9 protein-coding genes, 1 tRNA gene and 3 rRNA genes are annotated in these 13,704 nt (G+C 62.4%); all 13 read right to left on the bottom strand.

Translation table 11 applies throughout. The features are described 5' to 3' along the window. Positions 1–8 precede the first annotated feature (8 nt). Positions 9–893, bottom strand: a complete 885-nt coding sequence (gene ehuB, locus I1A62_RS31110) for an ectoine/hydroxyectoine ABC transporter substrate-binding protein EhuB (RefSeq protein WP_124391791.1) — start codon at positions 891–893, stop codon at positions 9–11. A 228-nt stretch (positions 894–1,121) separates the two neighbouring features. Then, positions 1,122–1,238, bottom strand: a 5S ribosomal RNA gene (rrf, locus tag I1A62_RS31105). A gap of 153 nt (positions 1,239–1,391) precedes the next feature. Next, positions 1,392–4,525 (bottom strand): 23S ribosomal RNA (locus I1A62_RS31100). Positions 4,526–4,862: 337 nt separating this feature from the next. Next, positions 4,863–6,381, bottom strand: a 16S ribosomal RNA gene (locus tag I1A62_RS31095). The 16S, 23S and 5S rRNA genes sit together here, the layout of an rRNA operon. A 538-nt stretch (positions 6,382–6,919) precedes the next feature. Then, positions 6,920–7,117, bottom strand: a complete 198-nt coding sequence (locus I1A62_RS31090) for a hypothetical protein (protein ID WP_087557290.1) — start codon at positions 7,115–7,117, stop codon at positions 6,920–6,922. 48 nt (positions 7,118–7,165) lie between these two features. Next, a complete protein-coding gene (locus I1A62_RS46625; RefSeq protein WP_257890590.1) occupies positions 7,166–7,288 on the bottom strand; it encodes a hypothetical protein in 123 nt (40 codons plus the stop codon). A gap of 42 nt (positions 7,289–7,330) precedes the next feature. Continuing rightward, entirely contained in the window at positions 7,331–7,768 is a 438-nt protein-coding gene (locus I1A62_RS31085) for a DUF2752 domain-containing protein (RefSeq protein WP_124393243.1), read from the bottom strand. Between the two features lie 49 nt (positions 7,769–7,817). Beyond that, positions 7,818–8,138: a DUF3224 domain-containing protein gene (locus I1A62_RS31080; RefSeq protein WP_219456120.1), complete on the bottom strand. Its 321-nt coding sequence runs from the start codon at positions 8,136–8,138 to the stop codon at positions 7,818–7,820. Positions 8,139–8,218: 80 nt separating this feature from the next. Further along, positions 8,219–8,291, bottom strand: a tRNA-Thr gene (locus tag I1A62_RS31075). A 31-nt stretch (positions 8,292–8,322) separates the two neighbouring features. Next, positions 8,323–9,537, bottom strand: a complete 1,215-nt coding sequence (locus I1A62_RS31070) for a DNA polymerase III subunit delta' (protein ID WP_124393242.1) — start codon at positions 9,535–9,537, stop codon at positions 8,323–8,325. Positions 9,538–9,589: 52 nt separating this feature from the next. Further along, positions 9,590–12,511 (bottom strand): type I DNA topoisomerase, encoded by a 2,922-nt coding sequence (gene topA / locus I1A62_RS31065; RefSeq protein ID WP_124393241.1) that lies wholly within the window; start codon positions 12,509–12,511, stop codon positions 9,590–9,592. Positions 12,512–12,648: 137 nt separating this feature from the next. Continuing rightward, positions 12,649–13,233 (bottom strand): hypothetical protein, encoded by a 585-nt coding sequence (locus I1A62_RS31060; protein WP_124393240.1) that lies wholly within the window; start codon positions 13,231–13,233, stop codon positions 12,649–12,651. A 141-nt stretch (positions 13,234–13,374) separates the two neighbouring features. Further along, positions 13,375–13,578 (bottom strand): cold-shock protein, encoded by a 204-nt coding sequence (locus tag I1A62_RS31055; RefSeq protein ID WP_005248460.1) that lies wholly within the window; start codon positions 13,576–13,578, stop codon positions 13,375–13,377. Between the last annotated feature and the right edge of the window lie 126 nt (positions 13,579–13,704).

Genomic DNA, 13,704 nt, shown 5'->3' with positions numbered 1-13,704 from the left:
GGCGTCGATCAGCCGGTCTCGCCGCAGAGTTTGGCGGTGGTCAGGTTCGGATCGGGCAGTTCCTCTGCGGTGAATCCGAACGGTCCGACGATCGACAGGTACTTCTCCTTGTCGGAAGTGATCTTGGCGAGTTCGGCGTTGTAGGCGTCGCGCAACTCGGTGTCCTCCTTGCGGAAGACCGTGCCGCCGGCTCCGACCTGAGGTACCCCGTCGATCACGGCGACGAACGAGTTGGTCACCTCCACCGGGACCTGTGGGTTGTTCTGTGCCAGCCAGTTCAGTGAGATCCCGGTGAGCGCAAAGACATCGGCTCGCCCGTTGGCGACGGCGTCCATTCCGTCCTGCGGCGACGCCACCTGCATCGCGTCGATCCCGAGTTGCTGCGCGTAGTCCGATTCGATCGCCCCGGTCATCGCTGCCATCCGCACACCGCTCTGCTGCACCGACTGCATGTCGGTGAGGTTCGCGGGATTGCCCTTCGGCACCATCAGCGCGGTCGTGTAGTTGAATTCCGGCTCACTGAACGCTGCCTGCTCGCAGCGCTGCGGCAGGATCGACATGCCGGCACTGACGACGTCGAAGCGGCGCGCCTGCAGTCCGGGAATGAGGGCTCCGAAGTCGGTGCTCACACCCTCGACGTTGTCGATGCCGAGGTTCTTGAAGATTTCCCGGTGCAACGCCACGGTGGCGCCGGTCAGCTGGCCGTCCTGCTCGAAGCTGTACGGCGCCTCGCCGGCGAAACCGACGGTCACAGTTCCGCTGTCCTGCAGTTGCTGGAGGAGCGATCCGCCGCTGGCCGTGTCGGTTTTCGTGCACCCCGCGACGGAGCCGGCGGCCACTATCAAGCCTGCGAGGGCGACGGCCGCTCTGACAGCCGGACGTTGTTTCGACATCGTGCTCGTCACCACAGATTCCCCTTCGTCACCTCGGGTGATCCGGGAGGACGCGCACCGCACGGCACGATCCCAACGGATCTGCCCGGGCCACGTTACGCAGGCGAAGGACTTGCCAACGGGGAACCGAGGGGACGTTACCGCAGCGTTATCAAGTTGCGGTGGGTGAAAGTGTTCTGGAAATGCCGAAAGCCCCCCAACGAGGTTGGGGGGCTTTCGGTAACGGATGTTCGGCGGTGTCCTACTCTCCCACACCCTGTCGGGTGCAGTACCATCGGCGCTGGAGGGCTTAGCTTCCGGGTTCGGAATGGGACCGGGCGTTTCCCCTCCGCTATGGCCGCCGTAACTCTGTGAAATCAACACTCCACCACGGTCTTCGGTGGAGTGTTGATTTCACAGACCCCTTTTCTTTCAAAGAGGGTCTGTGTTCACTCCACCAATTCCCGCAGGGAACGTGTGTGTTGTTTCAGATACTGCACAGTGGACGCGTAGCTTCTTTGTGGTAAGTCCTCGGCCTATTAGTACCAGTCACCTGCACCCGTTACCGGGCTTCCAGTTCTGGCCTATCAACCCGGTGGTCTGCCGGGGGCCTTACCCCCTCGAGGGGGTGAGAAACCTCATCTTGGAACAGGCTTCCCGCTTAGATGCTTTCAGCGGTTATCCCTTCCGAACGTAGCTAACCAGCGGTGCTCCTGGTGGAACAACTGGCACACCAGAGGTTCGTCCGTCCCGGTCCTCTCGTACTAGGGACAGCCTTCCTCAAGTTTCTAACGCGCGCGGCGGATAGAGACCGAACTGTCTCACGACGTTCTAAACCCAGCTCGCGTGCCGCTTTAATGGGCGAACAGCCCAACCCTTGGGACCTACTCCAGCCCCAGGATGCGACGAGCCGACATCGAGGTGCCAAACCATCCCGTCGATATGGACTCTTGGGGAAGATCAGCCTGTTATCCCCGGGGTACCTTTTATCCGTTGAGCGACACCGCTTCCACTTGCCGGTGCCGGATCACTAGTCCCGACTTTCGTCCCTGCTCGACCTGTCAGTCTCACAGTCAAGCTCCCTTGTGCACTTGCACTCGACACCTGATTGCCAACCAGGCTGAGGGAACCTTTGGGCGCCTCCGTTACATTTTGGGAGGCAACCGCCCCAGTTAAACTACCCACCAGGCACTGTCCCTGAACCAGATCATGGTCCGAGGTTAGAGGTCCAATACGATCAGAGTGGTATTTCAACAACGACTCCACACTCACTGGCGTGAGCGCTTCACAGTCTCCCACCTATCCTACACAAACCGAACCGAACACCAATACCAAGCTGTAGTGAAGGTCCCGGGGTCTTTTCGTCCTGCCGCGCGTAACGAGCATCTTTACTCGTAATGCAATTTCGCCGAGTCTATGGTTGAGACAGCTGAGAAGTCGTTACGCCATTCGTGCAGGTCGGAACTTACCCGACAAGGAATTTCGCTACCTTAGGATGGTTATAGTTACCACCGCCGTTTACTGGGGCTTAAATTCTCAGCTTCGCCACAAGTGGCTAACCGGTCCTCTTAACCTTCCAGCACCGGGCAGGCGTCAGTCCGTATACATCGTCTTACGACTTCGCACGGACCTGTGTTTTTAGTAAACAGTCGCTTCTCACTGGTCTCTGCGGCCCCACCCAGCTCAGGAAGCAAGTTCCATCACCGGACGAGGCCCCCCTTCTCCCGAAGTTACGGGGGCATTTTGCCGAGTTCCTTAACCATAGTTATCTCGATCGCCTTAGTATTCTCTACCTGACCACCTGTGTCGGTTTGGGGTACGGGCCGTGTGAAAGCTCGCTAGAGGCTTTTCTCGGCAGCATAGGATCACTGAATTCGCCTCATTCGGCTATGCGTCACCTCTCAGGCTGTGTGAACGGCGGATTTGCCTACCGTTCGCCCTACAGGCTTACACCAGTATTACCACTGACTGGCTCAGCTACCTTCCTGCGTCACCCCATCGCTTGGCTACTACCAGATCAGGTCCCATGCATCCACATCCAGGGCCCCCGAAGGGACGTAAGGACGCTTCAGGATGGTTAGTATCACTGATTCACCAGGGGCGCGTTCACACGGGTACGGGAATATCAACCCGTTGTCCATCGGCTACGCCTGTCGGCCTCGTCTTAGGTCCCGACTCACCCTGGGCGGATTAACCTGGCCCAGGAACCCTTGGTCATTCGGCGGACGAGTTTCTCACTCGTCTTTCGCTACTCATGCCTGCATTCTCACTCGTGTGGCCTCCACGGCTGGGTCACCCCGCCGCTTCCATGGCCACACGACGCTCCCCTACCCACCCACACCACTGCCCAAGACTCCGCAGAATCAAGGGGGTGCATTGTGTGAGTGCCGCAGCTTCGGTGGTGTACTTGAGCCCCGCTACATTGTCGGCGCAGGATCACTTGACCAGTGAGCTATTACGCACTCTTTCAAGGGTGGCTGCTTCTAAGCCAACCTCCTGGTTGTCTTCGCGACCCCACATCCTTTTCCACTTAGTACACGCTTAGGGACCTTAGCTGGCGATCTGGGCTGTTTCCCTCTCGACTACGAACCTTATCGCCCGCAGTCTCACTGCCGCGCTCTCACTCACCGGCATTCGGAGTTTGGCTGATTTCGGTAAGCTTGTGGGCCCCCTAGACCATCCAGTAGCTCTACCTCCGGTGAGAAACACGCGACGCTGCACCTAAATGCATTTCGGGGAGAACCAGCTATCACGGAGTTTGATTGGCCTTTCACCCCTACCCACAGCTCATCCCCTCAGTTTTCAACCTAAGTGGGTTCGGTCCTCCACGACGTCTTACCGTCGCTTCAACCTGGCCATGGGTAGATCACTCCGCTTCGGGTCTAGAACATGCCACTACGGACGCCCTATTCGGACTCGCTTTCGCTACGGCTACCCCACACGGGTTAACCTCGCGACATGCCACTAACTCGCAGGCTCATTCTTCAAAAGGCACGCCATCACCCCCCACACCGAAGTGTGCAAAGGCTTTGACGGATTGTAAGCGCACGGTTTCAGGTACTATTTCACTCCCCTCCCGGGGTACTTTTCACCTTTCCCTCACGGTACTAGTCCGCTATCGGTCACCAGGGAGTATTCAGGCTTATCGGGTGGTCCCGACAGATTCACACCAGATTTCACGGGCCCGGTGCTACTTGGGTTTCCATCACGACAGTCATCATGTTTTCGTGTACGGGATTCTCACCCTCTACGACAGGCCGTTCCAGACCACTTCCACTAACACAATGATTTCTTACTGTCGGCCAACACGGCAGCATTGACAAGATGAACCCCACAACCCCACGAATGCAACACCTGCCGGCTATCACACATCCATGGTTTAGCCTCTTCCGCTTTCGCTCGCCACTACTCACGGAATCACTATTGTTTTCTCTTCCTGTGGGTACTGAGATGTTTCACTTCCCCACGTTCCCTCCACACACCCTATATATTCAGGTGCGGGTAACACGACATCACTCGTGCTGGGTTTCCCCATTCGGACATCCTCGGATCTCAGCTCGGTTGACAGCTCCCCGAGGCTTATCGCAGCCTCCTACGTCCTTCATCGGCTCCTGGTGCCAAGGCATCCACCGTACGCTCTTCATTACTTACAACAAAGATGCTCGCGTCCACTGTGCAGTTCTCAAACAACACACCCCGCTCGAACTCCCGCCAGCACCATGCCCACCACCGAAATGGTGCGGTCTGCCTGACATTCGAACCGGATCGTCACTTTCCTGTAGAGGAAACACTTGCGTGTTCTCTCAGGACCCAACAGTGCATCGATATATCACCCGCCGGCCGACCATCTGATCGAGCCGATACGCGGGAAAGTTTGTCAGTGTTCCACCCATGAGCGTCTGCCGTTCCACATGCGGGAACGAAACAGTCTCTGCCAGAACATCATCCACTGACTGTTCAGTGGTGCACGTCTGGAGATGTGCTCCTTAGAAAGGAGGTGATCCAGCCGCACCTTCCGGTACGGCTACCTTGTTACGACTTCGTCCCAATCGCCGATCCCACCTTCGACGGCTCCCTCCCACAAGGGGTTAGGCCACCGGCTTCGGGTGTTACCGACTTTCATGACGTGACGGGCGGTGTGTACAAGGCCCGGGAACGTATTCACCGCAGCGTTGCTGATCTGCGATTACTAGCGACTCCGACTTCACGGGGTCGAGTTGCAGACCCCGATCCGAACTGAGACCGGCTTTAAGGGATTCGCTCCACCTCACGGTATCGCAGCCCTCTGTACCGGCCATTGTAGCATGTGTGAAGCCCTGGACATAAGGGGCATGATGACTTGACGTCGTCCCCACCTTCCTCCGAGTTGACCCCGGCAGTCTCTTACGAGTCCCCACCATTACGTGCTGGCAACATAAGACAAGGGTTGCGCTCGTTGCGGGACTTAACCCAACATCTCACGACACGAGCTGACGACAGCCATGCACCACCTGTATACCGACCACAAGGGGGGCCGTATCTCTACGGCTTTCCGGTATATGTCAAACCCAGGTAAGGTTCTTCGCGTTGCATCGAATTAATCCACATGCTCCGCCGCTTGTGCGGGCCCCCGTCAATTCCTTTGAGTTTTAGCCTTGCGGCCGTACTCCCCAGGCGGGGCGCTTAATGCGTTAGCTACGGCACGGATCCCGTGGAAGGAAACCCACACCTAGCGCCCACCGTTTACGGCGTGGACTACCAGGGTATCTAATCCTGTTCGCTACCCACGCTTTCGCTCCTCAGCGTCAGTTACTGCCCAGAGACCCGCCTTCGCCACCGGTGTTCCTCCTGATATCTGCGCATTTCACCGCTACACCAGGAATTCCAGTCTCCCCTGCAGTACTCAAGTCTGCCCGTATCGCCTGCAAGCTCGAGGTTGAGCCTCGAGTTTTCACAGACGACGCGACAAACCGCCTACGAGTTCTTTACGCCCAGTAATTCCGGACAACGCTTGCACCCTACGTATTACCGCGGCTGCTGGCACGTAGTTGGCCGGTGCTTCTTCTGCAGGTACCGTCACTCTCGCTTCGTCCCTGCTGAAAGAGGTTTACAACCCGAAGGCCGTCATCCCTCACGCGGCGTCGCTGCATCAGGCTTTCGCCCATTGTGCAATATTCCCCACTGCTGCCTCCCGTAGGAGTCTGGGCCGTGTCTCAGTCCCAGTGTGGCCGGTCACCCTCTCAGGTCGGCTACCCGTCGTCGCCTTGGTAGGCCATTACCCCACCAACAAGCTGATAGGCCGCGGGCCCATCCTGCACCAGTAAACCTTTCCACCCTCAGCCATGCAGCCGAAGGTCATATCCGGTATTAGACCCAGTTTCCCAGGCTTATCCCGAAGTGCAGGGCAGATCACCCACGTGTTACTCACCCGTTCGCCGCTCGTGTACCCCGAAGGGCCTTACCGCTCGACTTGCATGTGTTAAGCACGCCGCCAGCGTTCGTCCTGAGCCAGGATCAAACTCTCCGTTGAAGACTCAAGATGACCGGCAGAACCGGCAATCAGTCATAGACATCGAGTCAAATCACTAGCGATCAAAAACTCAAACTAGCATTATCAAACACTGACCCCCCACCGACGGAAGAAGGAAGAGGGCCAGCAAATACCCACACCACACTCGCCAACCAAACCCCAAGAGGCGGTTGAACATTCGTGATGTGGAGTACCAAAAACATTTGGCACTGACATTCATCGACACACTGTTGAGTTCTCAAAGAACACGCGCACACCATCACCACCGAAGTATCAACTTCGGCCGCTCCGGGGCAACCGTTCCATCTTATCCTACCAGCCTCACCGCCGCAAGCCGCGACGCTGATCAAGATCAAACCGGGATTGAAGCACCACCATACACGGCAGTGAACTTCCGATTTACCAGGCGCCTTCGTCCAACCTCGTGTCCCCCGCCTTCCGGCCGGGGTCGGTGTCCGTGTCGCTCTGACCTGGAATAAGTTACGCGAAGGGAAACGAGAACACCAAATCGCCAGGTCAACGCCGCTAAACCCCCGATTCAGGGCACCCAGTACTTGGCTGCCAGCTGCTCGATCACCAGATCGCCCTCCGATGCCTGTTCCAACGCCGCGAGGTCGGAGTCGATGGAAACCAATCGTGGATCGTCCCCCTCCGCCTCCTGGACCGGGTGCCCCCCGTCCTCGGCCAGCTGACGCAACAGCTTCTCGCGCACCCGGTCCTTCAGCGAATCGCTCATATCGAAATCATGGTCGTGCGGCGATGGGTTGTCGAGAGTGCAACGCGCTCACTCGTCGGTCTCGTCCGGCGCCTTCACGTTGTCGCTCTTGCCGAAGACTCGCAACGCGGTCGGAATGAGGACGATCAGCGCGCCCAGGATCGCGATCAACGAAAAGACCTGCATTGCCATCTGTGAACCGACTCTCTGTTTCGTGCCCGCGGCGACCAGGTGTCAGGCCGGCGCGAGCCAGCTTCCCCAAGATGTGTTCCTGGTGACGGTAAACGCCGCAAGGAAAATGAGCACACCCACTGTCACTCGCGGTCCCACCACGAAGATGGGCTCGCTTCGTCCGTGCCAGCGCTGACGCGCCCATCGGATCCAGGCGAAAATCATCACCGCGATGAACGGGACGATCAGAACGTTGCCGGCGACGGCCGCGCCGAAGTCGAGGTTGGTCAGGTCGTGCACCGCCCGCAGCCCGCCACAGGCCGGGCACCACCACCCGGTCAGCGCGTAGACGGGACAGAAGCCGTACGAACCCGGCTGATGCGGATCCCGGAAGTGGAGGATCGCGGTCGCGACCACGGCGCCGGCAGCGACAGCCGCGGGTGCTCCGAGTGCGCGCAGCCCGCCCGCCCGCGTCGCCGGAGTTTCACTCTGGGTGTCCACCCGTCCAGTCTTCCCGATTCTTCCCGTCCCCGGTGAACCGATCGCGGTGTCAGTCGGGAAGTGCGTAGTCCAGCCACAGACGATGGGTGCCGTCTTCGTCGACGCGAATCCCACCCACACCAGTGAGTCCCGCCAGGCCTCCGGTACCACTACTCGGCACGATGTGCAGCACCATCGCCTCGACCTTACTGTCCGAGAGCACCTGCATGTGCACGAAGGCGAAGGCACCGCGGACGCCGTCGACAGAACGTTCGAAGCTCTCCCACGCCGCGTAGGCTCCCGCACTCTGGTCCTCGGTGAGGCCCCCGACGAATCTGGTGACCGCCCTGCCCTCGATGTCGCCGGAGAAGACCCCGAACTTCTTGTACATATCCGACACGGCAGACGCGTCCGGCCCCGGAGACGACTCTGGCCCTTCCCGACTGATCGGGAAGGGCCAGAGGACCGCTGAGCTGCCTGAGAGAATCGAACTCTCGACCTTTTCATTACGAGTGAAATGCTCTACCGACTGAGCTAAGGCAGCGGTGCCTTTCGGCGGTGGCGAGTCTAGCGCCTCAACCCCGAGTATGCGAAAACGGCTCCCTGAACGCGTCGCCGAGACTGGCCACCATGGCGTCGACAGCCCACTGCGGTTTGACGTTGACGGTGATCGCCTCGCGGCACTCGAGGACGGCTTCGATGCACTTCAGAAGGCCTTCCGGGGTTGTTCGCGACGCGAGGTCGGCAGCCCGATCGGCCATGTCCGGGTGGTTCGCGGCGGCGTTCGACTTCCACGCGACGGCGAGCGCGTCGCGGTAGAGACCGGCCAGATCGATCAGTGCGCGGTCGAGTGCGTCGCGACCCGTGCGGGTAGCCCGGGACTTCTGCCGCTTCTCGAGATCCTTCAGCACCCCAGCCGAGCCGCGGAGCGCTCCGGCCGCACCCTTACCGGTACCGCCCGCGCCAAGAGCGGTGCGCAACTCTTCGGTCTCCTGCTCGTCCCGAGCGGCACTCATCTCCTTCGCCTCCGCGTCGGCGGAACGCACCAGTTCTTCCGCAGCGGCGAACGCGGTGGCGGGCCGCAACGCCGCGACCGCCAGGTCCAGCGCGTCCCTCCGACGCACCTTGGCGTTCAGATCCGTCGCGAGACGCCGCGCGCGCCCGACGTGGCCGCCGCTGATCGAGGCCGCCAGTTGCGCGTCTGCGGGGTCCAGGCCGTCCCGCTCGCGCAGGACCTTGGCGATGGAGTCGGCCGACGGCGTCACGAGATGGATGTGCCGGCAGCGCGACCGCAGCGTCACGGAGATGTCCTGTGGGTCGACGGACGGCGCGCACAGCAGGAACACGGTGCGGTCCGGTGGCTCCTCCACCACTTTCAGGAGCGCGTTGGCGGCACCCTCGGTGAGCCGGTCCGCGTCCTCGACGACCACGATCTGCCAGCGCCCGGTACTCGGCCGGCGGGCGGCGGTCTGCACGATGGCTCGCATCTCCTTGACGCTGATGCTCAGGCCCTCGGGGACGACCTGCCGGACGTCGCCATGGGTTCCGGCCATCGCGGTGGTGCAGGCGTGACAGACGCCGCAGCCGGGTATGCCGTCGCTCGTGCACTGCAGGGCGGCGGCGAAACACTGCGCGGCCACTGACCTACCCGAGCCGGGCGGGCCGGTGAACAGCCACGAGTGCGTCATCGAGGAGCCCATCTCGCCGACTCCCCGACGGGCGGCAGTCGCCGCGGCCGTCAGCTCGGACTCGACGTCCTCCTGGCCCACCAACCGGTCGAATACCGTCACCGCGCCAGCCTAACCGGCACGTGCGACACCCCTACCGACCCGAGGTACCGGCTCACGCCTTCTTGTCCGCGGCCTTCTTCGAGGCAGCCTTCTTGGCCGGCGCCTTCTTGGCGGCAGTCTTCTTGGCCGCCTTCTTGGCAGGTGCCTTCTTCGCCGCAGCCTTCTTCTTGACGGGGCCGCGGGCACGCCGATCCGCGAGCAGTTCCGAAGCGCGGGCGTCGGTGATGGATTCCACCTCATCGCCCTTGCGGAGGCTGGCGTTGGTTTCACCGTCCGTGACGTACGGCCCGAAGCGGCCGTCCTTGATCACCATCGGCTTCTCGCTGACCGAGTCGACACCCAGCTCCCGCAGCGGCGGGGTGGCAGCCGCCTGACGTCCGCGACGTTTGGGCTCGGCGTAGATCTTCAGCGCCTCGTCGAGGGTCACCGTGAACATCTGGTCCTCGTTGGCGAGGGACCGCGAGTCCGTGCCCTTCTTCAGGTACGGGCCGTAGCGGCCGTTCTGCGCGGTGATCTCTTCCTTCGACTCCGGATCGACACCCACTACACGCGGCAGCGACAGCAGCTTGAGGGCGTCGTCGAGGGTGACCGTCGCCAGGTCCATGGACTTGAGCAGCGAGCCTGTCCGCGGCTTCGGGCCGGTGGCCTTCTTCGCCGCCTTCTTCGCGGGCGCCTTCTTGGCGGCAGCCGTCTTCGTCTTGGTCGTCCCGTCGCCCGATTCGTCGGTCACCGGCACCACGGCCGGCTCGGGCTCCGGTTCCGGCTCGGGCAGGATCTCGGTGACGTACGGGCCGAAGCGGCCCTCCTTCGCGACTATCTCGTGCCCGGTCAGCGGGTCGACGCCCAGCTTGCGACCCTCCTGCGGCGTGGAGAACAGCTTCTCCGCGTACTCCGGTGTCAGCTCGTCCGGCGGAAGGTCGTCGGGCAGGTTGGCACGCTGGGAGATGAGGTCGCCCTCGGGGTCGTCCGGGTTCTGGACCATCCGTTCGAGATAGGGACCGAACCGTCCGACGCGGACGTGCACTTCCCGTCCCTCGGCGTCGTCGAAGAGCCTGATCGAGTTGACCTCGCGGGCGTCGATCTCCTCGAGGTTGACGCCGACCATCTTCTTCAGGCCGCCTTCACGGGCCACCGAACCTTCGGCTCCGTGATCGCCGCCGAAGTAGAAACTGCTGAGCCAGTTGCCGCGCTGTTCGCGACCACCGGCGATCGCGTCGAGGTCGTCTTCCATGCCGGCGGTGAAGTCGAAGTCGACCAACCGTCCGAAGTGCATCTCGAGAAGGCCGATGACGGCGAACGCCACCCAGGACGGGACCAGCGCGCTACCGCGCTTGTAGACGTATCCGCGATCGAGGATGGTCTTGATGATCGACGAATACGTGGACGGGCGGCCGATGCCCAGCTCTTCGAGGGTCTTGATCAGGCTCGCCTCGGTGTACCGGGCGGGCGGGTTGGTGGTGTGGCCGTCGGGGTCGAGTTTGGTGGCGGTGACCGCCTGACCCTCGACGAGCACCGGCAGACGGGACTCGGCGTCGTCGGACTGGCCGCCTGCCTCCTCGTCGACGCTCTCCACGTAGGCCTTCAGGAAACCGGCGAACGTGATGGTGCGGCCCGACGACGAGAAGGTGCACTCCTCGCCGGTGCCCGCGGTTCCGGTGATCCGTAGGGTCAGCGTGGTGCCCCGCGCATCGGCCATCTGCGATGCGACGGTGCGCTGCCAGATCAGCTCGTACAGACGGAACTCGTCGGTGTCGAGACGCGAATGCAGCTGACCGGGGGTCTGGAACACGTCGCCTGCGGGGCGGATCGCCTCGTGCGCCTCCTGCGCGTTCTTGACCTTGCGGGTGTACTGCCGCGGAGTGTCGTGCACGTACTCGGCCCCGTACAGCTCGGTGGCCTGCGCGCGGGCGGCAGCGATCGCCGACGACGACAGCGTCGTCGAGTCGGTACGCATGTAGGTGATGTAACCGTTCTCGTACAGGCGCTGCGCGATGCGCATGGTCCGCTCGGACGTGAACCGCAGCTTGCGGCCCGCTTCCTGCTGCAGCGTCGACGTCATGAACGGTGCGTAGGGCTTGCGGGTGTACGGCTTGCTCTCCGCGGAGGAGACCGTGAGATCGACACCCGCGAGGGACTCGGCCAGACGCTGCGCCCGTGCCTCGTCCAGAACCGTGACGGTGCTCGTCTTCAGCTGTCCGTCCGAGCCGAAGTCGCGGCCGGAGGCCACGCGGGACCCGTCGACGGTCACCAGACGCGCCCCGAAACTGCGGGGGCTGGCTTCCGCGCCGGCGTCGAGGGTGGCGGAGATGTCCCAGTAGGAGGCCGAGCGGAACGCCATCCGCTCGCGTTCCCGCTGCACGATGACGCGGGTCGCGACGGACTGCACGCGGCCTGCCGACAGCCTCGGCATGACCTTCTTCCACAGCACGGGGCTGACCTCGTAGCCGTACAGACGGTCGAGGATGCGGCGGGTCTCCTGCGCGTCGACCAGGTCGTTGTCGAGCTCGCGGGTGTCCTCGGCCGCGGCGCGGATGGCCGGCTCGGTGATCTCGTGGAAGACCATCCGGCGAACCGGGATCTTCGGCTTGAGCGTCTCGAGGAGGTGCCAGGCGATCGCCTCGCCCTCGCGGTCGGGGTCGGTGGCGAGGAAGAGTTCGTCGGCGTCCTTGAGGAGGCTCTTCAGCTCCGTGACCTTGGACTTCTTCTCCGGACTGACCACGTAGAGCGGTTCGAAGTCCTGGTCGACGTTGACGCCGAGCCGCGCCCACGACTCGCCCTTGTACTTGGCCGGGACGTCAGCTGCTCCTCGCGGAAGGTCGCGGATGTGGCCGACCGACGCCTCGACGACATAGTTCTTCCCGAGGTACGGGGCGATCTTGCGGGCCTTGGTCGGCGACTCGACGATCACGAGGCGGCGAGGCTGGCCGGACGCTCCCGCCGCACCCTGTGCACTGCCGTTGTCCCCTTTAGCCACCTGAAGCCCGAGCCTTCCTGAAGTCGATCGCTGCCACTCGACAGTTGTGCAGACAAACCCTTTTATACCCGGTTCGCCTATTACTAGAGTGACATACCCGGAACCCATCCTCGCAGATCAGTACCGTCTACACGGCCCTATACGTGGGGCCAACCGGTACGGTCGTCCACATTTCCGGGAGCCTCGCCGATGCTCTCGACGAGTCTGCCGAGCCTACGCCGACCCGAGATCCGGAGCCCCGGACCGGACCCACGGGTGCCGATCAGCGTCGGCGCGATGCCCGCCCTCATCAAGGCCTGGGCCAACGGCGCGTGGGTATCCGGGGCGTGCGGATCGAGTCCGAGGACGAACCGTTCACCTTCCGCTTCACCCCTGCCCGACGCCAGCGCCCACACCCTCAGCTGACGCCCCGACGGCACCCAGCCGGAGGGCACCGCCTTGACCGCTCCCCTCGTCCACTGGTCCGCGAGAGGCCGCAGGTCGACGACGGACGCGGTGCGGACCAGGGGGCTGCCCTCGTCGCTGCGCGTGATCTCGACCTCGAGTCCGGCCTGCCCGATCAGCTCGGCGATCGCCTCCGCCCGCCACTGGGCGTCGACCACGATCGAGATGCGCGCCCGCCCGCCGGACGTGACCACCTGGCCCGTCGCCGCGAGAAGACCACACAGATCGGTGATCGCCGGCGGCATCGCCTCCGCGGAGAAGAAGGAGAGCTGGCTCACTGAAGTACCCCCTTTTGCCACGGCACCGTTGCCGTGAAAACGACTCGTCCCCCACCGCCTCAGGCGATGGGGGACGAATCAGACGCGGTCACGAGGACCCCGCCTATCTGATTTACGTGTTCACGAACGTGAACGGCAGAATCAGACTGCGCGAACGCCGGTTGCCTGGGGCCCCTTGGTGCCCTGGCCGACCTCGAACTCCACGCGCTGGTTCTCCTCGAGGGTGCGGAAGCCGCTGCCCTGGATCTCGGAGTAGTGAACGAAGACGTCAGCGGAGCCGTCTTCGGGTGCGATGAAGCCGAAGCCCTTTTCCGCGTTGAACCACTTCACAGTGCCCTGTGCCATGCTTTTCCTTCTCTTTCTAACCACCGGATTCGGCGGACAGCACATACAGTCCGCCGGGCCGGTTCCGACCGCTGTACTTCTAGATTTCCCCCTCAGGAAAAGCAGAGCACCGCGTTCGCAACATCG

The organism is Rhodococcus sp. USK10 (genome assembly GCF_019378875.1).
Classification (GTDB): Bacteria; Actinomycetota; Actinomycetes; order Mycobacteriales; family Mycobacteriaceae; genus Rhodococcus_F; species Rhodococcus_F pseudokoreensis.
Note: the sequence above shows the minus strand (reverse complement) of the source record. Positions and strands in the feature narration are given on the sequence as shown.